The 21,453-nt window shown below is 69.0% G+C and carries 12 protein-coding genes and 1 pseudogene; 10 read left to right on the plus strand and 3 right to left on the minus strand.

What is annotated here, in order from left to right; translation table 11 throughout:
- The first annotated feature begins 497 nt into the window (after nt 1-497).
- The 6 genes from ACFYR0_RS36820 (at nt 498) to ACFYR0_RS36845 (ending at nt 4,312) form a co-directional block, all read left to right on the plus strand.
- Entirely contained in the window at nt 498-1,127 is a 630-nt protein-coding gene (locus tag ACFYR0_RS36820) for a hypothetical protein (RefSeq protein WP_389338425.1), read from the plus strand.
- A 460-nt stretch (nt 1,128-1,587) separates the two neighbouring features.
- Nucleotides 1,588-2,226: a WD40 repeat domain-containing protein gene (locus tag ACFYR0_RS36825; RefSeq protein WP_389338428.1), complete on the plus strand. Its 639-nt coding sequence runs from the start codon at nt 1,588-1,590 to the stop codon at nt 2,224-2,226.
- Nucleotides 2,226-2,417, plus strand: coding sequence for a WD40 repeat domain-containing protein (locus ACFYR0_RS36830; protein ID WP_389338431.1), 192 nt, complete (start codon nt 2,226-2,228; stop codon nt 2,415-2,417). The genes ACFYR0_RS36825 and ACFYR0_RS36830 overlap by 1 nt, the downstream gene beginning before the upstream one ends.
- A gap of 60 nt (nt 2,418-2,477) precedes the next feature.
- Nucleotides 2,478-2,972, plus strand: coding sequence for a hypothetical protein (locus tag ACFYR0_RS36835; protein ID WP_389338434.1), 495 nt, complete (start codon nt 2,478-2,480; stop codon nt 2,970-2,972).
- 375 nt (nt 2,973-3,347) lie between these two features.
- Nucleotides 3,348-3,545: a hypothetical protein gene (locus ACFYR0_RS36840; RefSeq protein WP_389338437.1), complete on the plus strand. Its 198-nt coding sequence runs from the start codon at nt 3,348-3,350 to the stop codon at nt 3,543-3,545.
- A gap of 128 nt (nt 3,546-3,673) precedes the next feature.
- Entirely contained in the window at nt 3,674-4,312 is a 639-nt protein-coding gene (locus ACFYR0_RS36845; protein WP_389338440.1) for a hypothetical protein, read from the plus strand.
- A 504-nt stretch (nt 4,313-4,816) separates the two neighbouring features.
- Here the strand turns inward: ACFYR0_RS36845 and ACFYR0_RS36850 are convergent.
- Both ACFYR0_RS36850 and ACFYR0_RS36855 read right to left on the minus strand, forming a co-directional pair.
- Nucleotides 4,817-5,053: a hypothetical protein gene (locus tag ACFYR0_RS36850; RefSeq protein WP_389338443.1), complete on the minus strand. Its 237-nt coding sequence runs from the start codon at nt 5,051-5,053 to the stop codon at nt 4,817-4,819.
- A gap of 167 nt (nt 5,054-5,220) precedes the next feature.
- Nucleotides 5,221-6,558, minus strand: coding sequence for an endonuclease domain-containing protein (locus tag ACFYR0_RS36855; RefSeq protein ID WP_389338446.1), 1,338 nt, complete (start codon nt 6,556-6,558; stop codon nt 5,221-5,223).
- A 1,131-nt stretch (nt 6,559-7,689) separates the two neighbouring features.
- Between ACFYR0_RS36855 and ACFYR0_RS36860 the strand changes: the two genes are divergently transcribed.
- Nucleotides 7,690-8,313: a DUF6461 domain-containing protein gene (locus ACFYR0_RS36860; RefSeq protein WP_389338449.1), complete on the plus strand. Its 624-nt coding sequence runs from the start codon at nt 7,690-7,692 to the stop codon at nt 8,311-8,313.
- Nucleotides 8,314-8,408: 95 nt separating this feature from the next.
- Nucleotides 8,409-8,813 (plus strand): ATP-binding protein, encoded by a 405-nt coding sequence (locus ACFYR0_RS36865; RefSeq protein ID WP_389338452.1) that lies wholly within the window; start codon nt 8,409-8,411, stop codon nt 8,811-8,813.
- 9 nt (nt 8,814-8,822) lie between these two features.
- Here the strand turns inward: ACFYR0_RS36865 and ACFYR0_RS36870 are convergent.
- Nucleotides 8,823-9,034 (minus strand): annotated as a pseudogene (locus ACFYR0_RS36870) (transposase); the annotation flags it as partial.
- Nucleotides 9,035-9,601: 567 nt separating this feature from the next.
- On the opposite strand from ACFYR0_RS36870, the gene ACFYR0_RS36875 reads away from it, so the two are divergent.
- Both ACFYR0_RS36875 and ACFYR0_RS36880 read left to right on the plus strand, forming a co-directional pair.
- The gene (locus ACFYR0_RS36875) at nt 9,602-12,601 is read left to right on the plus strand and encodes a BTAD domain-containing putative transcriptional regulator (RefSeq protein WP_389338455.1); all 3,000 of its coding nucleotides are present in this window, start codon (nt 9,602-9,604) and stop codon (nt 12,599-12,601) included.
- Between the two features lie 316 nt (nt 12,602-12,917).
- On the plus strand, nt 12,918-21,104 hold the full coding sequence (locus tag ACFYR0_RS36880) for a SpvB/TcaC N-terminal domain-containing protein (RefSeq protein WP_389338482.1): 8,187 nt from the start codon (nt 12,918-12,920) through the stop codon (nt 21,102-21,104).
- Nucleotides 21,105-21,453: the final 349 nt, after the last annotated feature.

Raw genomic sequence — 21,453 nt, forward strand, 5'->3', positions numbered from 1 at the left:
TACGAGCGGAAGGCCGAACACTTCCTCGCCTTCGTCGGCATAGCCGCAGCCCTCATCTGCCACCGTCGCCTCACCAAATGAAACGGCGTCTTAGGCGGCTGGTGGTGGCGTGACAGATGTCGTCGCTGTCCGCCCCGGCGGCCACGGGGAACCGCCGCGGCAGCGCCTCGATCACTGAGCCGTGTCGACGGTACGCCTCACAGTGCGAGGGTCCGCAGCTGTCACCCGCGACATGCTGAGAAATCACGCCAATAGAGGTGTGCTAGGCGGCGTTCCACTTCGGAGACGAAGACCGGCATATTGCCGATGCCGCCCACCGGGATGACCGAGGCGGGTCCGCGTTTCCTCTCCTGCAGCCTCGCGCACGGTGCACTCTGCGTGGCCGTGGATCGCGCCCGCGGGGCGTTCACCCGGTCACCACCGATGGGGTGCGGAGAACAGGGCCCTCGAGAAGGGTGAGGTCGTATGCCCCTTTGCATCGAGCACGAGGAGATACTGTGCGAAAGAGAGTCATTGCCGCCGGGCTGTCCGGTCTGGCGCTCGCGGGAGTCACGGTTGCGGCTTATGCCGTCGGGCCGCTCGCACTGCAGGTCGGAGAGGGCGGCGGTGCGTGCGCCATCTCATGGGCGAAGTCCGGAATCACCGTCTCCTCAGCGACACCGACGCCGGATCTTCCCGCACCGAGTGCCGCCTTCACCGGTGCGTCAGGGCAGCTGATTCTCAAGGGTGACCCCGCCGAGCTGATCACCGACCCAGAGGCACTCGCCGCAGCTGTCACCCTCGGTGTCAGCGCGACGGGGCAAGTCTCCTTTGTCAACGCTCTGGGCACGCGCGTAGACGTGTCCGATCCGAACGCGGCGCTCCCGACGGGTGATGTCACTTTTGTCGTGAAGTCTCCCGCCAACCCTGACGGCATCCGCATCCCCGCGTTCCAGTACTCGGCGCCCGAGAAGTTCTCGCCGGAGCTGAAGCAGCTGCTGCCGCTGCATGCGGCAGTGAATGTGGAGGGGCTGACACTGCGAATGACCCCTCAGTTCGCTGAGGTCCTCAACACCTCCTTCGGCCTGGGCACAGCCAGCGGCGGTGACACCTTCGGTACCTGCAGCGGGAACTTCGACGCCGCCTGACCTGTCCGCATTGCGCCCGGCCACGGAATGGCGCGTCGGGATCCTGCCATGGACGCGGCTGTAGCCTGGAGCCCGCCGACCAGCAGATGACCGTACGGCGCGGCCGGGGCTACACCCGGCGGTCCCGGCCCAGCGCAAGGCCCGCCGAAGGTACGAGAACCGGGTCAGCACGCTCGTGCTGCCAGTCCATGATCGTTCTCGGCGGCTGTATCGATGTCTCCCGAGGCCTGTAGTCGCACGAGGCGGATCATGGTCTCCACGATCCGCATGTCCGGAGCGGGGTGACGGCCGCCGCGGAGAGACGGAAGAACCGCGGGGTCTTCCCCCCTCATCCCCCGCGATGCGCGCGTCACCCATGGAGTCGACCATGCCCAGGCGCCCCGTCGGCTGGAGGTAGTCAGCCCCGACCGCGGAAGTGATCCGACCGTCGCACTAATCCACGGCCGTCGGCCCTCTCCCCGTGGTTCTGGGCCAGCGCCACGCACGTCTCACCCGAACCGGCGGTGGTGCCACTCCTGTTGCACCGACTACGGTGATCCGAAACGGCGCTGAGCTGCACGGACACCGCCTGGTCACAGCACTTCCACTCGTCAGCCGCCTTGCCAGCCATGACGACATCGTGAATGCAGTGGCGTTCAGCCCGGACGGGCAGACCCTGGCCACCATCGATTACGTCGGAACGGTGCGGCTGTGGGACCCGGCTTCTGGCCACATCCGCACAACCCTCCCCGAACGGGACGGCATTGTGGACGCGGTAGCGTTCAGTCCCGATGGGCGGACCCTCGCCACCGTGAGTGCGGGCGAAGTGGAACTTTGTGACCCCGCTTCTGGCCGCAGCCGCGCCGCCCTCACCGGCCACAACGACATCGTGAACGCGGTCGCATTCAGCCCGGACGGACAGACCTTGGTCACCGGTGCTCGCAGCGGCAGGGTGCGGCTGTGGAACCCGCAGACCGGCCGCAGCCGCACCACCCTCACCGGGCACAAGGACAATGTGGACGCACTGGCCATCAACGCTGACGGGCAGAGCCTGGCCACCGCCAGCCGCGACGGCACGGTACGAACCTGGCCACCGGCCGCACTGACACCTTCTCCGTGATGGCCTACAGTCCTGACGGGCAATCCCTGGCCACCGGCAGCACAGACGGCACGGTACGGCTGTGGGACCCAGACACCGGCCACCCCAGCGCAACCCTCACCAGGCACGGCGATCCTTATATTTCTGCCCTGGTGTTCAGAAGCCGTTGTCTTTCCGAGAGTGCCGGGTGTGTTTCCGCTGGTCAGGTGTAGGGGCGGTGTTTCGGCGGCAGAGACGAGGAGTGGTGTCGTCTCTTCGGTGGAGGTGCCGGGATGCCGTCGGTGATGGGGTTGCTGGAGGAGCGTGAACGCGCCGCCCGGCAGCGGGTGGAGGCTCTGCAGGCCGAGTTGCGCGAGGCGGAGGCCGTGTGGGAGCGGTTCGTGATCGCCCGCGAGACGGTGGGCGAGGTTCTGGCTGAGCCCCGCAGGGCCGGGGACACCCAGGAGGCTGTGGTGGCCGGCGAACGGCGGCCGGTGCAGGTCACGGCGGTGCCCGGTTCGGTGGTGCCGCACCGGGAGGAAGGACTCCCGCCCACGGTTCTGGCACCGGACTACCGGCGGGGCATGGACATCCTGGCCGCTGCGAACGGGTCGGGCGGGGAGACAATGGACTGCCGTCAACTCGCAGCGGCTCTCGGGCTGGAGCCGGTCCCGGCGAAGGTCGAAGGAGTGCGGTCGAAGGCGAAGCGCCTGGCCGCGCGGGGCTGGCTGACGCAGGAACGGCCGGGCCTGTTCAGCCTGTCCGTCGCGCGAGCGGCCGGCTCATGACCATGCTCATCGACCACCGGATCACCGCTTCGGAGGTGTCGGTGCGCCTCTCGTAGTCGCGGGCCAGGCGGCGTGAGTGCATCAGCCAGGCGAACGTGCGTTCCATCGGCCATCTCTTGGGGAGCACAGTGAAGCCGCTGGTGTGGTCGCTGCGTCGGACCACGGTCAGTGCCACGCGCAGGACTTCGCGGGTGAAGCCGACGAGTTGTCCGGTGCAGCCGCCGTCCCAGGAGGCGGCGGCATGCGGGGAGCAGCTGCCGGTGCAGCGTATGACATGCCTGCGACAGTGAAGAACACGGCTCCCACCAAGGGCTCCGACGGCCTCGGGCGGCAGGCCGCTGCGCCCAGGCCAACTGCGCCGCCGTGTTCCATCCAATGGCCGGCCCCGACGACGACGCCCTGCCCCGCATCGAGATCGCGGGCATCCTCGTGTTCGCCCACCTCGACACCGCCGATCACCGGCTCGTCCGGCACAGCCACACCGTTCCGCTGCACGTGGAGGTCGAGGACACCACCGTCCAGAGCACCGCAACCCCAGCAGAGTCGGCTGCCCGGCAAGGACGTCAGGCGTAGCGGAGGTACAGCGATGACCCTCGACGCGCGACTGATGATCACCGGCCCTCGCGGATCGCGTGGCGGCCGGGTGAAGGCGGCTGCGCGCCGCCATACTCGACAGCAGGCCACAGAGGGCAGGTGCCGGATTGAGCAACACGGTGGTTCCGCTGGTGATCGCGTTCCTGGGTATCGTCGGCACACTCCTGTCAGCGCTCATGACCCAGCGGCTCGCCGGGAAGGCCAGGGTGAAGGAGCTGGACCACGCTGAGCGCCAGCGCGCACGCGAGCGGCGGCACGAGACGGAGCAGGCGACGCAGGAGGCCGTCCTGGCCTGCTACATCACGCTCAACACCGCCTCCCTGGACTACCACTCCGAGCTCAACAACTTCTGGTACGCACTGCGCGCCGGCCGCGTCACCGACGACCTCAGGTCACGGCTGGACGACGCACGGCGCGGACATCGCGCACGATACTCCGAAGCCCAGATGCGGGTCCCCGACGACGCCCTCGCCGCCGCCGACAAAGTCCACCGCAGCCTCAGCCGGATCTACGGAGTCCTCAAACGCCTGGACGGCAACATCCCGCCGCACCACGAAGGTGAATCCCTCGAACACGCCTACACCCAGATCGCCGAACTGTGGGAACAGCTCAGCGAAATGCGCCGCATCATGCGCGCAAGCACCAGCCATCCCCACCCGCCACCCGGACAACCCGTACCGCAGCCACCAGCAGACCCCGGCAACACCCGCCGACCCACATCCAGCCCGGACGGCCAAGACCCCTGAGTGCGCAAGCCGCACAGCTCAACCCCCTGCAGCACCACAACCGCACACCCGCCCGACCGGGCAACGGCCCAGCGGTGCGACGCCCCAGCCGAACGCCAGGAGGTGCTCGTACGGCCCCGCCTCTCACGCACGTGTCCGGCACCGTGACCAACGACGTCCAATGCCACTTCACCGAAACCGGCATCGCCGTCTGCCGCTCCCGCCTCACCCAGGCCCAGCCGGTGGGACGCGCGACGGGACCCGATCCCGTACGTGTGCACCGCCCGGCGCTACCCCACCCGCCACGCCACCGAATCCCTCACCCCCCGAGTGACGGTCGCGGCCGCAGGCCGCATCACCGAGAACTGCGACAACACCCTCCACCTCAGCGCCAACGACCTCGGCATCAGCCCGCGCCGGCGCATCACTTACACCCAAACCAGCCTTCCCAACCCCACGCCGCGGCCGCGCCCTGCTCCTCCAGGCGCGCCACCTCCCGGCGCCCCTCCGCCTCCTCCACCGTCTTCAGCAGGCGCAGACAAGCCAGTCCTGGGAGCGCAGCGAGTCGGGATCGGTATTGCTGTCCCGCAGTCGGCGCCCGGCGCCCAGCCACCGCGTCAGTGCCTGCAGGGGTGCGTCTGCAGCGGCGGCTGCCTCCGCGCGGGTCTTGCCTTCCTCCGTCGCCCGGGCGATTGGGCCGATCATGTGGGCGGACAGCGGCAGTGAGCGGCCGAGCACGGGCGGGGGCTTGGTCTCAGTCATGCGGCGGACCAGGGACCTCGCCGTGTTCGGGGATCAGGTCACGCTCGTGCAGACGTCAGACCGAGCACGAGTCCTCCGCGGGCGCGGGGAGCAGCCAGCCTGCCCGGCGGCGAGGACAACGCGCCTGCGGGGAGCGGATGCGCGGTGGGTCACGGGCCCGCTGTTCATCAGAACAGGGCCTGGTCCTCGCCACTGGTGTCCGCGATGACCGGCCGTACCCGAGCGGGAAGCCCGTCCAGGCGGTCGGGGCCGGCCTCGGCGGCCACGTCAGGTGCGGTCTCGGCCAGCCAGGTACGGAACTGCGCGACCGCTTCACGATAGGGAACCCGCGCCAGGACACGGTGCTCGCCGAAGGGGCAGAAGTCGACGGCGACAGTGAGCAGACAAGAACCGGGCGCCTGGTGACTGCCCGTCCAGGACACGCGCAGCACGCCGCAGGGTCTGCGCCCGCGCGAGCCTGGGGAGCGGTGGGTCGGGCGCAGGGATCGGCAGGCTGTGTGGGCGGTCCAGGCGGCGAGGTGCGGCAGGGGCAGGGTCGCGCGGGCGCGGCAGCCGGGGCAGCGGTGCCAGTGGCGGAGCCAGTCGTTGGTGTGGGTGTCGAAGAGGCGCGTGTAGTGGTCGGCCACCCGGATGTCGTTGCTGTACAGATGGTCGGGCCTTTCCTGTGTGTTGCAGGAGTGGCAGACCGGGGCGCGGACGTAGCCGTGTTCGTGGCAGTGGTCGAGCACGGCAGCGGGAGCGGTGCGGCATACGGCGCACGCCCACCCGGCAACTTTGTGTGAGATGCCCGGTTTCCTGCTGAGTGCCGAGTAGAGCCGGCCCTTCAGTTCTCCGCGGTACGGGCGCAGGGAGGGGGCAGGGCTGTCGGGGCGCGCTGTCTGACGGCCGTCGGCGTCCTGTGCGTGCCGGTGGCGAAAGGACGGCTCAGCCATGGCCTCGCTCTCCTGCCGGGCGGCCTTCAGCCACTGTTTTTCGGCGTGCTCGGCCGCGTCCAGCACCCTGACCACGCTACGGGGCAGCCACCATGCCGGTGCCGCCCGGTCACGGGTTTGTTCCACGAGGACCTGCCGCCAGTCGATCCCCGCCAGATGGCACGGACGGCCGCCGTCGCCTTGCGCCGCCCGCCCGGTACCGCCCGGCTCGCGCAGGACCCGAGCGATGTGCTGACGCCACCGCAGCAACGGCCCCTCCATGTGCTGTTTTGGCGCTTCACGAAACGGACCCACACGGACCAGATCCTGACGATCCATCTCGATCGCGGTCAGTTCCGCCGCCGCCCTGCGCACCTCAGCCTCCGGAACACCCCGCCCGCCGCCCGCCCTGACCGTGGCTATCGCACGACCACCGAGCAGGACGTACCCCGCCCCGGCATCAGCAACGGAACCGGTAAACGCATCAGAAACCGTCGGCACAGCACCACCGGCCGTCAAACCAGCCCACAACACATCCGCAGCGCCCAAAGTGATCAGACCACCCGTACCGCACGGGACAACACGCTCCGACATACCGACAGGCTAACCACCGGCACCGACATGCCGATATCCGGTGACCGGCGCGATGCGACGTGCCGGAGTTCCCCCAGGCGCCCGCTCTGCAAGGATCCCCCGGCTGGGCGCTCCATTCGCTCTCGTGAAGTCCAGCGCGCTTCCCGGACATGGCTCCGCCTCCCTCGGCCGGGCCGCCTGCACAGGCACGCACACGCGCCGACACCCCCGGCCCGACGATGAAGGACAACTGCCTGGAATCAGCGGAACCCAGACTGCGTTCAACAATGCTTCCCGCGGTGACCCAAAAGACCGTGCCCGTCAACGCAGCCTCCGTACCAGCGCTCGCCCCGAACAGACCGCCCGAGCCACCCAGGAGAACCCGCAACCGGTCACGGCTGCCGGCCTCGCACGCCCGGCGGGCATCTCGCTCTCGCGGCTGTGCACAGGCCAACCGACAGACCGACGCCCTGAACCCATCCCGTGGGTGAGGACGTAGTCCTGCTACGTGAGGGGACCATCACCACCGTTGCGGATGGCAGGCCAAGGCCTCGCACAGCTCGAACTCCCCCTGCAGTCCACTCCCACGCATGAGAAGATCACGCCGTCAAGCGCCTGCGCGCGGCGTCCGTCCCGGGGCCATGCCCGCACGGGTCGCGCGCGTCCTGGGCGACGACCTCAATGCCCGCTGGGAGTTCCTCGACGCGGCGCACAACCGGTGGGCCTCGACGAGCGGCGCACCTCCAACTCCTCGAGCGGCGTGGCCAACGAGTACAGCGTCACCCCCTGGAATGGCCAGTTCATGCTGCTCACCCAGGAAAGCAACCTGGCCTTCAACGCCCAGCTGTACGCCTATTCTGCTGCGATCCAGCAGGCGGCTGGTACCACCAGGCCGAGGTGTACGAGATGCCGGAGACCGGGCCGTGGGGCACGTACGACGACGAAAACATCTTCGCCCACTACGCGCACATCCACCCTCAACTGAACTCCGTCGGAACGCACTTCACGTTCAGTTACAATGTAAACACGTTCGATAGCCGGGTGTCCGACGAGGGCACGCACTACAAGGACCCCAGCATCTACAAACCCCGCTGGGTCTCCTTCGCCGCCCACCCCCACTCCTGCCCACCGAGATGCTGACGAGGTGACGGAATGACGGACGGACTCCGCTGGGTGTTCGAGGCGTATGACTTCGGCTACAGCCTTATCTTCTGCGAGGACCTCACGCCGGAGGAGGTGCTTGAACGCCTCGGCGCCCAGCGCGAGTCCGTCTTCCCCCTCACCCGGCTCGAGGCCGAGGAGATCGAGGTCCGCAACGCGGCGGACGAGCCGTACGATCTCGACCACCTGGACGATCTGGATGTGGAGGCCGTGGAGGAACGGGGCTTCCTGCGCCCTTCGACGATCGCCGTGATCCGGGCCGGCTCAATCGAGGGGTGGGCCTTCGCGATTCAGGCCTCCGTATCGTACGTCTCGGCCGTGAGCTACCTCCCCACGCTCTCCCGTGGCACCCGCGTCATCGCAGCCAGCCGGGACGTGAACGCCGTACAGCGGGTGGAGTACGCGGTGGACGGGCGTGTCCTGTCGTCCTTCGACCCCCTTTTTCCAGCGTACGACGACGGGGCCGAGCCGTTGGCGCTCGGCTGGCCGTCGGGCGAGCGCATGAACCCGACGCAGGTTCTGGAGCAGTTGGAGAGCCGGTTCGGGCTGTGGGTGCCAAAGGACTCGGAGGAGCGTCGGCTGCTGGCGGCGGGCCTGTCGACGACACACCGATGAGTTCTTCCCGCCCCTGCCGGTCCCCCTTGAGATTCGTTAGAAGCCGTCGTTTCTCCGAGAGTTTGTGGAACCTCGACAGCCTCGCAGAGCGCGCCATGCTGGTTGTCACGGAACTGATCGCGAACGCGGCCCGGCACACGCCCTGCCACGAGATCCGCATGATCATCGTGAGACCAACCGCAACCCGGGTGCGAGTCGGGATCATCGACCGGGAGCCCTCACGCCTGCCCACACTCGGACAGGCACGTGACGCAGACGAGTCCGGCCGCGGACTGCTCCTCGTCGATGCCGTCGCCGACCGCTGGGGCTACCACCCCCTCGGCCCAGGCACATGCCCGCACGCCAAAGAAGTCTGGGGGCGAACTGTTCACCAAGGGCGACGAGTGAGCGTCACGACCATGACGCGACCGCATCTCCCCCACATCGCTGCTCTCCGGCCACGCCAACAGGCGCCCGGGGACTGCGCCCTGTGCAGTCGCCAGCCGAGAGCGAACAGCTGATCGCCCCCAGTCCCGCGGCACCGCCAGGGCGACAGCACCGGCGTCGGTCAGGGCCGGCTTGGGTGAGGTGCCGTTGCGGGAGTTCCCCGAGCCGTGTCCAGCCCGGTCGCCGCGTTCACAGCCGGGTGTTCGCTCATCTCGGCGGCCAGGGCCCGCTCCAGCACGGCCTTGGTGATCTCCGTCAGCAGCCCGCCCTCACCGAGCAGGACCGCCCCCGAGGCGCCATCCTCACTTCCAGAATCTTTCGGACACGCTCCGCCGACATCCCGTCGCGAGCCTGCTGAATCCGCCCCGCGGGCGCGGGGAGCAGACAAAACTGCATCGAGCCTGGGTCGCCGTGGTCGGGTCCATCCCCGCGGGTGCGGGGAGCAGATGCTGGAATCCTGCCGAAGCCCAACCTGCCTTCCTCAGCGGCCCGATGCCGCGACACCGAGCGCCGCCTCCAGCACCACGCCATGGACGCGCTCGAAGAGGCCGCCGACCTGGGGCTGTCGTTCGGATCAGGTCGGCCAGCCGGCCATGCCGGGCTCACGCGACTGGGCACGCGGCGAACTGCCTTAGCTTTGAGGGCCAGGGCACCAGCGAGGGGATGCACCTGTGGCCAACCGACCGGACCGCACCTGCCTCAAGACCCGCTGGCGGAAACACCCGCAGCCCCGGCGCAACGTCCCCCGATTCCCGACCCACCTGCGCGTGCGCTCCACACGGCTGCACGGAAGGGAGACCGTTCGTCCCTCTGACACACCATGTCTCCGGGGAAGCGGAGATCCTGGGCCTATACTCCCTGCGTGGCATCTCAAGGGGAGTTGTCGACGGGCGGCAGTCGGCTCCGGTTCGCTGTGCTCGGTCCGCTCCGGGCCTGGCGCGGCGACGTACCGTTGGAGCTCGGTCCGGTTCGCCAGCAGGCTCTGCTGACGGCGCTGCTGCTGCGGCCGGGCACGACCGTCAGCCGGCAGCTGCTGCTCGACAGTGTCTGGGGCCTGGAACCGCCGGGCACGGGTGCCAAGGTGATCCCGGTCTATGTGCACCAGTTGCGCAGAGGTCTGCGCACCGAAGGAGAGAACCCTTCCGACTCCGTGATCGTCACCGACCGCGGTGGCTACCGCTTCGTCCCACGGAACGTCTGGATGGACGTGGCCCGGCTGAAGGAGATCGTCGCCGAGGCGCACGCGGCGCGGGACTCCGGTGACCTTGACGCCGCGGCGGGCGCGTGGTCCGACGCTCTGGAGCTGTTCCGGGGCGATCCCCTGGCCGGTGTCCCCGGGCCGTTCGCCGAGGGTGAGCGCTTGCGGATGACGGAACACAGGCTCGCGTTGGTGCAGGACAAGGCGGAGTGCCAGCTGCGGCTGGGCCGCCACGCCGAGGTCGTGGGAGAGCTGTTCGCTCTGACTGAGACGCATCCGCACCACGAGCCGCTGGCCGCCATGTTGATGCGTGCCCTCTACGCCGGCAACCGGCAGGCCGATGCGCTGGCCGTCTTCACCAAGGTGGGCCGCCGTCTGGTGAGGGACCAGGGCACGGAGCCGGGCGGTGAACTGCGGCGCGTGCACGAGGCGGTGCTGCGCTCTGACACCGCCTTCCTTCTCGGCGCGCCGCCACCGCCGCGGCGGACGGCGGACGGCGCATCGCCGCGACCGCGCCGATCGGCGGACCGGCGGCCCGCAGCCGCTCGCCCGCTCCGCCGAGCGCGTCATGAACTACCGGTCGACGCGAGCGGGTTCACGGGACGGGGCCGCGAGCTCGACATGCTCCTCGCGCCGGCCGATGAGCAGGCGGTGGCGGTCCGCGCGGTGGACGGCATGGCCGGGGTGGGCAAGACCGCGCTGGTGGTGCGCGCCGCGCGTGCGATGCGGGAACGCTATCCGGACGGCTGCCTGTTCATGGACCTTCACGGCCACCGCGAGGGGCGGGAGTCAACGGTCGCGCACCGCGCGCTGCGCCGGTTGCTGCGGGCAGTCGGCGACGTCGACGAGGGCGACGACAAGACATCAGAGGACCTCGACGCTCTGGCCGCGTCGTGGAGGGCCGCGACCGCCGCCCTCCGGCTGATCCTGGTGGTCGACGACGCAATCGCTGCCGAGCAGGTGCGCCCGCTGCTGCCCACCGGGCCCGGCAGCCTCGTGCTGGTGACCAGCCGTCAGCGGCTGACCGGACTGGACGCCGACCGCAGGATCTCGCTGATGCCGCTGGGCACCGACGAGGCGGTGGCCCTGCTGACCCGTATCGTCGGCGATCCGGGCTCCGAGCCCGAGCGTGCGGCGGTGCGCGAGCTGGCCCGCCTCTGCGACCGGCTCCCGCTGGCCCTGCGTGTCATCGGGGCGCGGACACAGGGCCGCCCGTCATGGGCGCTGGAGCGCATGGCGGCCCGGCTGGCTGACGACGAGCACCGGCTCGGCGAGCTCACCGTGGAGGACCGCAGCGTCGAGGCGGCTTTCCGGGTCTCCTACGACCAGCTACCGGATGCCGAACGGCGCGCGTTCCGCGCGTTGGGCCTGTCGCCGACCGTGGAGTTCGCCCCGCTGACGCTGGCCGCCATGCTCGACCTTCCGCCACCCGACGCCGAGCGGACCCTGGAGAACCTGGTCGAGGCAAGTCTCGTCCAGCAGCCGGCCGCGGACCGCTACCGCCTGCACGACCTGGTCGCGGTCTACGCCCGCCGCGTCGCCGCCGCATACCCCGCGGAAGTCGCGGCGACCCGGGCCGGGGTGTTCCGGCTCTACGTGGTCGCCGCCCGCCGCGCGAGCGACTGGGGCCCCTCCGCCTTCCCGACCGGCCCGCGGCCGGACACCGCGCCCTTCGCGGACTGGGAGGAGGCCTCGGCCTGGCTGGACGCGGTGGGCGGCGAGCTGGTCGACGTGGTCGGCCATGCGGCGGCCGGGGGGCACGTGGACGACGCCTGCTGGATCGCCGAGGGGCTGTGCGACTACCTCACCCGACAGGGCCGGTACCACGAGTGCCGAGCCGCCGTCGAGATCGCGCTGCCGCTGGCGGAGCAGGCCACCGACCAGCGGATGGTCTCCGAACTGCGCACCTGTATGGGCATAGCCTACGGCCTGCAGGGCCACCACGAGCAGGCGCGCCGCTGGCTGAGGGACGCCCTGGAGATCAGCCGCCGTACCGGAGACCTGATGGAACAGGCGCGGGCCCTGGGTTCCCTCGGGATCTTCGCCAACGCGGCCGGCGAACCGGCCGAGGCCGCCGCGCTCCTGGCCCAATCCGCGGACCTCGCCCAGGCAGCGGACGACGACTGGCTCACCGTCATGTATCTGGCCAACATCGGCGCCATCCACCATCAGGTGGGGGAACACGAAAAGGCACACGACTGCTACGCGGCATCAGTCGTCCTCGCCGAGAAGCTCGGCAGACCCAGGATCCTCAGCAAGACGCTGTTCCGCATGGGCACGCTCCAACTCGACCGCGGGCGGCACGCGGAGGCTGCCGACGCGCTCCGCAGAGCCGCCGGACTCGCCGAGCGTGTGGGGGACATCCCGCTGTACGCCGCGGTCCTCGGCAGACTGGCCACCGCCGTGGGGCACCTGGGCGACCCGGCCGGGGCGAAGGAACTCCGTCACCAGGCAGTCGCGGCGGTCGGCGAACGGCCCGGCATCAGACTGGAGGCGGAGATCCGCAACCGGCTGGGCTGGCGCCACGCCGCGACGGAAGACCTCACCCAGGCGCGCGACCGGTACGAGCGGGCCATCGCCCGCTCCCGCACCGACCCCGGGGAACTCGCCCGCCCCCTCGACGACCCGCGCCGCCGCGGGCAGCCGAGCCCTCGGCGGATCTAGTACCCCTCCCGGGGATGCCGGCATGACACCGCCGCGGTGAAACCCGGCCCGGCGGATGCGCATCGATGCGACGGGCCGGAGCGCTGAGAGTCGTCCGGTGAGGTCGTGGCGTCGTGGCCGGCTGCCGGGGGCCGGTCTCCGCTGTTTCATCGGGATTTCAACGGCCATGGCTACCGTCCCGGTAGGTGGCGGCAGGCAGGGATGTCGCCCGGATCCAGAGGGGGTCGGGGGCATGACTGTCCTCATGTCGGCTCGTCATCCGGTTCGTGTTCGCCGCAAGGGTCTGATCTTCGCGTTGGTCGTGGCGTTGATGACGATGGCGGCTGTGGTTCCGTCGCAGTGGGTGCGTTCGGCGGGGTCGGCGGCGGGTGCCGGTGCGGCGGTGACGGTTCCCGAGCATCCGGAAGGGACGTCGTTCAATCCGAATCAGATCAAGGACATCAAGGCGGCCGATCCGGGTGCCGGGGTGAATCTGGTGGAGGCGCCGTCGGCGAACAACATGGGTGATGCCCGGTTGTCGTACCCGTTGGAGGTGCCGAAGGGGCGGGCGGGTCTGGAGCCGAAGCTGGCCGTCACCTACAACTCGTCGGGGACGAACGGGTGGCTTGGCGTCGGCTGGCACCTCGCCACCCCGATGCTCACGGTCGACACACGGTGGGGTGTGCCGCGCTACGACGCCCGACTGGAGACCGAGACCTACCTGCTCAACGGCGAACAGCTGACCCCAGTGGCGCACCGCGGCGAGTTGCGCGCGCGTACCGCGGAGAAGGTGTTCCACTCCCGGGTGGAAGGCCGGTTCGACCGGATCGTGCGCCACGGCGACAGCCCCACGAACTACTGGTGGGAGGTCACCGACAAGCAGGGCGTCCGCACGCTCTTCGGCGGGACGGCCGACAGCACGCTGGCCGACGGCAAGGGTCGCGTCGCCACCTGGGCGGCGCGGGAGGTCCGCGACGGCAATGACAACGTCCTGCGCTACCGGTACGCCGAGGTGGCCGATGGCGGTACGGCGGACTCCACGGTGCCGGGCAGCGACCTGTACCCGCAGAAGATCACCTACACCGGCCGCGGCGACACCGACGGCAGGTACTCGGTGACGTTCATCCGGGACCGAGAGCGCGGCGAGCCCCGCCGGCCGGACGTGCGGATCGACGGCAGGTACGGGTTCAAGAAGGTCACCGCCGACCTGCTGCGGCGCGTCGAGGTCAAGCTGGACGACGACCTGATCCGCGCCTACGAGCTGAACTACCGGACCGGCGCGTTCGCCAAGACGCTACTCGTCTCGGTGTCACAGTTCAGCGAGAGCAACCAGCTGTTCAATACCCACAGGTTCGACTACTACGACGACGTCCGCGACCAGTCGGGAAACTACAACACCTTCACGGAGGCCGCGAGTTGGACGGTGCCGGATGACGACCTCGGGGTGAACATCCGCGAAGGCGAGGCCAGCGCGATCTCGGCGAACACGTCGGCCGGCTTCGGCGCGCACCTGTTCGCGGGCTACAACGTGCAGGGGCTGACGACCAAGGAGGGTTCCGTCGGGCTGAAGGTCGGGTTCAGCGCGGGCCAGTCCGACGGCCTGTCGGCGCTGGCCGACGTGAACGGCGACAACCTGCCGGACAAGGTGTTCCGCAAGAAGAACGACGTGTTCTACCGGCCCAATCTGGCCAGACCAGGCGGTGAGCCGAAGTTCGGCGGCACGCCGATCAAGCTCACCAACCTCCCGGGAATCTCGACCGAGCGCACGCTGTCCGGCACCATCGGCGTCGAGTCGTACGTCCTCACCACCTCGGCCCAGCTGGACTTCGTGGGCACCACGACCACCTCGGACCGGTTCTTCAGCGACGTCAACGGCGACGGCATCACCGACCTGGTGAACAACGGCGGCGTGCTGTTCGGCTACCTGGACGCTCATGGGCAACCCGCCTACAGCGCGGACTCCACCCGCACCCCGGTGCCGATCGGGGGTGGCGCGGTGACCGGCGAGATCGTCGGCGATCAGACCGCGCAGTTCAACCAGCAGGTGGACAACTCGCCTCTCCTTGACACCGTGCGCCGCTGGGTCGCGCCGTTCGACGGCAACGTCCGCGTGGACGGCCACGTGCAGCTGACCCAGGACCCCTCCCCGGAGCGGGCGGCCTACACCAAGGCCGACGGCGTGCGGGTCACCATCCAGCACAAGAACGCCGAACTCTGGGCGCAGCGGATCGGCCCCGACGACCACACCGAGTTCACCCCGGGCAATGTGGCGTCGATCCCCGTGAAGAAGGGCGACGCGCTGTACTTCCGCACCCAGTCCATTCTGGACGGCAAGTACGACACCGTGGCGTGGGACCCGGAGATCACCTACACCGACCTGCCGGCCGGCACGGACGCGAACGGACTGGCGAACACCGTGTTCCGCGCGTCGGCCGACTTCACCTTCGGTGGCAGGCCGTCCTTGGTGACCGTGCCGGTGAACGGCACGTTGCGGCTGACCGGTGACGTGGTCAAATCCAAGGCGACCTCGGACGACGTGACCGTCGTGATCGAGAAGGGGAACGGCGTCCACGCCCCGGCGGAGGTGTACCGCAAGGTCCTGCCCGCCGCGTCGACCGGCACCACCGCGATCGACGTGAGCATCCCGGTCAGCATGTTCGAGAAGATGTCGTGGAAGCTGAAGACCGACTCCCCGATCGACGTCTCGGCGGTGAGCTGGGCACCGAAGGCGCACTACACGGCCGCGCAGGGGGTCGAGTCGGTCGTCGACGCCAAGGGCGATCCCACGCTGGTGATCACCCCGCCGTACGACATGACCATGTACCCGGCGAACACCCTCACCGCGCCGCAGCAGCCCTACAAGGCGACCAAGACCGGCCAGTTGAAGGTGCGGCCGAAGCTGTCCCTCAACTTCGGTCTCCAAGGTGACGCCAAGATCGCGCTCACGGTGAAGAAGCGCGGCGGGCAACTGCTCGGCAAACGGATCTTCCAAGCCAAGGACACCTCCCCCTTCAGTGGCCAGAACCTGGACCTGACCGTGCCGGTCACCGCCGGCGACGAGCTCTACATCGACTACTCCACGACGGATACCGGACTGCTCGGCCTGCTCGTCGACCAGTCCGCGTCGGTCACCTATGACGTGACCTCCAGCTGGCCGACCTTCACCCCGGCTCCCAGCGCCATGCACGGTTCCGTCGGGCAGGGCGCCTTCGCCCAGCCCTACCGCGGCTGGGGTGTGATCGGCTACCAGGGCAACCGAGACCGCGCCACCCAACCGCTCAAGCAGGCCGAACTCACGCTGGACCAGAGCTTCAAGGACGCGCTTCCCAAGGAGCCCAAGGAAGCGGACGTCGCGCCTTTCGCCGCGAACCCCCGGCTCAGCATGCCGCGGCTCGCGGTGTTCGCCCCCGTTCCCGCCAAGGGCGGCTGGGCCGCTCAGGACGAGTCCTCCTGGGTCACCGCCGCTATGGCGACGAGCTCCCGCCTCGGCGCGGACACCATCGACATCGTCACCGACGCCGACGTGGCGGGCGACCGGGCGGTGATGCGCCGCGGTGTCACCGGCCAGGTGTCGGCCACGCTCGCGGCGGGCCCGTTCGGCGGCACCGTGGTCGGTGGGATCACCGCGGGCTCGGTCGACTACCTCGACCTCAACGGCGACGGCTACCCCGACGTCGTGGGGGCCAAGGAGATCCAGTTCTCCGACATGACCGGCGCGCTCGGCGCCACGCGCGGCACCCTCGGCGGCAACGTCCGCGAGGCGGACAACGTCTCCGGCAATGTGTCGCTCTCCGCGGGCAGCGAGACCGCCACCATCGCCAGCGCACTGGGCATGGCCGCGCCCGAGGCGGGCACCAGTGCCAACACCGCCACCACCGGCGCGGTCCAACCGTCGCTCGGCATCGGCGGCAGCCTCGGCGGCGGCGAGTCCGACGTCCGCGTCGACCTGATCGACATCAACGGGGACGGATTGCCGGACAAGGTATTCGGCAACGGCGACGTCCAGTTCAACCTCGGCTACTCCTTCGCCGCCCGCGAACCCTGGTCGGCCGGACCGATCAACGACGCGTCCACCCGCAACGTCGGCGTCAACCTCGGGTTCAACGTCGACCGCTACGGCTTCGCGGGTGGCGTGTCCGCCGAGCTGGGGACCTCGTACACCAACGCGAGCATGACGGACGTCAACGGCGACGGCCTGCCCGACCGGGTGTTCACCGACGGGACCAACCCGATCAAGGTCGCGGTGAACACCGGCACCGGCTTCACCGCGCCCGCCCCGTTCCGCGGCAGCTTCCCCGAGATCGCCGTCGACAAGAACGCCAGTCTCGGCGGGGGCGTCTACTTCACCGTCGGCCTGCCCACTCCCGTCGGCGTCTTCGTCTTCAACCCCGGCGCCAACGCGTCCACCGGCATCAGCCGGGCCGAAACCAGCCTGCGGGACGTGAACGGCGACGGCCTGGCCGACCACGTCAAGTCCACCCGGGACAACGAACTCCTGGTCGCGGTCAACAAGACCGGTCGCACCAACCTGCTGCGCTCGGTCAGCCGGCCGATGGGCGCCCGTATCGACCTGGACTACACCCGGTCGGGCAACACCGCTGAGATGCAGGAGAGCCGCTGGGTGCTGTCCCGCACCTCGGTCTTCGACGGGCTCGCGGGCGATGGTGCCGACACGAGTCTGACCACCTTCCGCTACGAGCAGGGCCGCCACGACCGGCTGGAGCGCGAGTTCCTCGGTTTCGGCCGCGTGGTGAGCGAGCACCGCGACACCGGTGCGGACGACGCCGTTCGCCGCACCGTGACCGACGAGTACCGCACCGACGGATACGCGGGCCGCGGCCTGCTCACCCGCACGCTGACCGAGGACGGCGCCGGCCACCCGTACCGCGAGACACTCAACACCTACCGGCTGCTCGACACCTCCACGGGTGAGGAAACCGACCCGAAGAGCCGGACCGCCACCGTCTTCCCGCAGCTCATACGCGTCGAGGAGAAGGACTACGAAGGCGCGGCCGCCGCGGCCAAGTCCACATTCACCGACCTGTCCTACGACGAGTACGGCAACGTGACCCGCACCTTCGACGCGGGGGACGAGGGCACCGCGGACGACCTGGAGACCACCTTCGCGTACAGCGGCTCCGATACTCAGTGCCGCGACCGGCACCTCGTCGGCACCGCCAACGCGATACGGCAGAAGGCCGCGGCCACCGACGCACTCCTGCGCCACCGCGGATCCACCGTCGACTGCGCGACCGGCGCCGTGCGCCAGATCCGCGAGTACCTCGACGACGACACCGCGGCCGTCTCCGACCTGACGTACCACCCGGACGGAAACCTCAAATCGGTGACCGGTCCGGCGAACGCAAAGGGGCAGCGCTACAAGCTGGAGTACGGCTACGACACCACCGTCGGCGTACACGTCGTGTCCATCGAGGACAGCTTCGGCTACCGCTCCACCACCGCCCACGACCTCAAGTACGGGGTCCCCACCCGCAACACGGACCAGAACAACCAGTCCGTGACGATGACGTACGACAGCGTCGGCCGTCTCACCACACTCACCAGTCCCTATGAGCAGGGCGGCGACCAGGCCACGATCACCTTCGGCTACCACCCCGAGGCGCCCGTCCCGTATGCCACGACCAAGCACCTCGACCGCACCGCCGACGGTGTACGCGAGGACACCATCGACACCGTCACCTTCACCGACGGTCTCAAGCGTGTGGTGCAGATGAAGAAGGACGCCTCGGTGTCCGCCTCACCCGGGGACACACCCACCGAGGTCATGACGGTCTCCGGCCGGCTGAAGTTCGACTCCCTCGGCCATGCCGTGGAGAGGTACTACCCGACAACCGAGGACAAGGACGAGGCGAACACCACACTCAACGCCTCCTTCGACTCCGTGGCACCCACGAAGGAGAGCTTCGACGTCCTGGACCGCTCGGTGAAGACCGTGCAGCCGGACGGCGTCATCACCACCACCGGATACGGTTTCGGCAAGGACCGGACGGACACGACCCGCTTCCAGCAGAGCGTGACCGACGGCAACGGCAAGGAACGCCGCACCTACACCGATGTCCGCGGCGTCCTCACCTCGGTGCGGGAGTTCAACAACTCCTCAAGTATCTGGACCAGTTACACCCACGATCCGCTGGGTCAGGTCACGACGATCACCGACGACAAGAACAACGTCACGCGCGCCGGCTACGACGTGCTGGGACGCCGTGTCTCCTTCGAGAGCCCGGACGCCGGACGCCTCGAGACCCGCTACGACCTCGCCGGCAACGTCACATCGAAGGTCACCGCGAACCTGCGGGCAGCGGACAAGACCGTCGAGTACGACTACGACTACTCTCGACTGAAGGCCATCCGCTACCCGACGTTCCCGCAGAACAACATCTCCTACGAGTACGGAGCTCCCGGCGCGGCGGCCAACTCGGCCTCGCGGATCACCGCGGTCCACGACGCCGCGGGAACGGCCAAACGCGCCTACGGAGCACTGGGCGAGGTGACCGAGGAGACCCGCACGATCACCGCGGCGGGCGGGTCGCCGCGCGCCTACACCACGCAGTGGCGTTTCGACTCGTTCAACCGTGTGCTCCAGCTGACCTATCCGGACGGCGAGATCCTCACCTACGACTACGACTCCGGTGGCCAGGTCCACCGCGCCACCGGCGTGAAGGGCGGTACCGAGTACACCTACCTGCACCGCCTGGATTACGACAAGTTCGGGCAGAAAGTCCTACAGCAGACCGGCAACGGTGTGCGCACCACGTACACCTACGACTCCGAAGACCGCAGGCTGGCGACCCTCAAGGCCGCGAGCCCGAGCGGGACGCCGTTCCAGGAGCTCGGCTACACCTACGACAACACCGGCAACGTCACCGGCCGCACCAACAGCGCGCCACAGAACTCGGTTATCGGCGGTCCGAGCAGCCAGACGTACGCATACGACGACCTGTACCGGCTGACCAGTTCGTCCGGGCAGTACACGGACAAGGATAATCAGCTCAACCGGTACACGCTGTCGCTGGCATACGACTCGATCGACAACACGACGACCAAGGCACAGCACCACGAGATCACGGGCGGAACCCCCGCGTTCCCGGCAGGCACCGGGTCACCGGGGCCCATCGAACCCGTGGAGGACCCGGCCAACCCGGTCGATGTCCAGGATCGCACCAGTTACACGTACGCCTACGAGTACGGCAACGGGAAGCCGCACGCGCCGAACGAGGTCGGGCCGATCACTCAGACCTACGATGCCAACGGCAACCTCACCGACACGGTGAACACCGCCACCGGAGCGCGCCGCCAGTACGTTTGGGACGAGGAGAACCGCCTCGCCTGCAATGCCGACGGCGCCATGGCGGTCACCCAGGACCCGACGGGCTGCGCGGGCGCAGCCGTCCGCTACACCTACGACGCCGAGGGCGACCGGGTCGTCAAGGCCGGTGACGCGGTATCGGTTTACCCGAACCGCAACTACAGTGAGCGCGACGGCACCGGCTTTAAGCACGTGTTCGTCGGGGACAGCCGCGTGGCCTCCAAGACGGTGTCCGGTGGCGTGGAGAGCGACCAATCCTTCTACCACGCCGACCACCTCGGCTCGTCCGGCTACGTCACCGACGGGGCGGGAGCGGTCACCGAGCACCTGGAGTACTTCCCGCACGGTGAGACCTGGGTCGAGGAACGCTCCGGGCAGCACGACACCGAGTATCAGTTCACCGGCGAGGAACTCGACGCCGAGACCGGGCTCTACTACCACGGGGCGCGCTACTACAACCCGCGCACGCAGCTGTGGGCGAGCGCCGACCCTGCGCTGCCGAAGTACCTGGACCAGGACCTCGCGGGCGGCATCACCCAGCCGCGCAACCTGGCCGCGTACACCTACGTCCACAACAACCCGGTAAAGTTGACCGACCCCACCGGCGAATGGCCGTGGGAGAAGGAGCCGTGGAGCTACGACTACACCTTCTACGCCAAGGGCGAAGCGGCCAACACCTACGTGCTGGTCGATCCGACCACCGGCAAGTTCTTCTCCCAGGTGGACGCAGGTGGCGCGCCGAACGTGGGGAAGGCATCGGAGATCGTCACGGTCGAGGACGCCTGGAACGCGCTGAAGTCCTGTTACAACTGCACGTTCCCCGTCAACGGTGCTCCCAAGGAGATGCCGAAGGTCGGTGACAAGCTGCCACTGAAGGTGGGCCCGCAGGGGTTCCCGGTCGAGGTGACGCAGATGGACTTCGACGGCAAGGAGATCAACATCGAGTACTCGACTCTCGACGGCCACATCGACGGCGTGGGCAGCACGGTCCACTTCCGGATCTTCGAGGACCAGAACGGCGAACTCGCCTTGCAGACGACCGCCGAGATCATCGGCGGCAAGGGCACCCTCGGCGGCGCGCCTGGCCGGGGTGTGTACGGCGGGGCTGCCAAGATCACCTGGCAGCCCTTCATCGACCGCTTGGTGACCAACGGCATCAAGCAACACTACGGCGACCGATGGGGTGGGAAGAAGTAGGAGGATTGAGGTGCCGGAAGGATCTCGGGGGCACCTCGGCTGGAGTACTAGTACTCCAGCAGGATTTCGCCACCTGACCTGGTCTTTTGCCAGGTGGCGGTAGTGTAGCGGGACTTCGATCGTACGGGGGCGGTCTCACGGAGACCGCCCCTCGATCGTGCGACAACACCGCAGGTAGTGACAGCGGCAGGGCAGCCTCCGAGGTTGATCACCGAGTCCGCCGCCGCGCAATGGGACGAGGAAGCCGCGCGCGGGCAGGATGAGCAGTCGATCGCGGCCAGGGCCCAGGCCCGCGTGGAACGGGTGAGGCAAGGCCGCAGCGGAGATGGTCCGCTACCGCCCGGGGCGG

The sequence above is a fragment of the Streptomyces sp. NPDC005017 genome, from assembly GCF_042873115.1.
GTDB lineage: Bacteria > Actinomycetota > Actinomycetes > Streptomycetales > Streptomycetaceae > Streptomyces.

Coding starts and splice junctions, on each gene's coding strand:
- ACFYR0_RS36855 (WP_389338446.1), bottom strand. CDS start 6,558: ATGTCGGAGCGTGTTGTCCCGTGCGGTACGGGTGGTCTGATCACTTTG.
- ACFYR0_RS36830 (WP_389338431.1), top strand. CDS start 2,226: ATGGCCTACAGTCCTGACGGGCAATCCCTGGCCACCGGCAGCACAGAC.
- ACFYR0_RS36865 (WP_389338452.1), top strand. CDS start 8,409: ATGCTGGTTGTCACGGAACTGATCGCGAACGCGGCCCGGCACACGCCC.
- ACFYR0_RS36850 (WP_389338443.1), bottom strand. CDS start 5,053: ATGACTGAGACCAAGCCCCCGCCCGTGCTCGGCCGCTCACTGCCGCTG.
- ACFYR0_RS36880 (WP_389338482.1), top strand. CDS start 12,918: ATGGCGGCTGTGGTTCCGTCGCAGTGGGTGCGTTCGGCGGGGTCGGCG.
- ACFYR0_RS36835 (WP_389338434.1), top strand. CDS start 2,478: ATGCCGTCGGTGATGGGGTTGCTGGAGGAGCGTGAACGCGCCGCCCGG.
- ACFYR0_RS36840 (WP_389338437.1), top strand. CDS start 3,348: ATGGCCGGCCCCGACGACGACGCCCTGCCCCGCATCGAGATCGCGGGC.
- ACFYR0_RS36860 (WP_389338449.1), top strand. CDS start 7,690: ATGACGGACGGACTCCGCTGGGTGTTCGAGGCGTATGACTTCGGCTAC.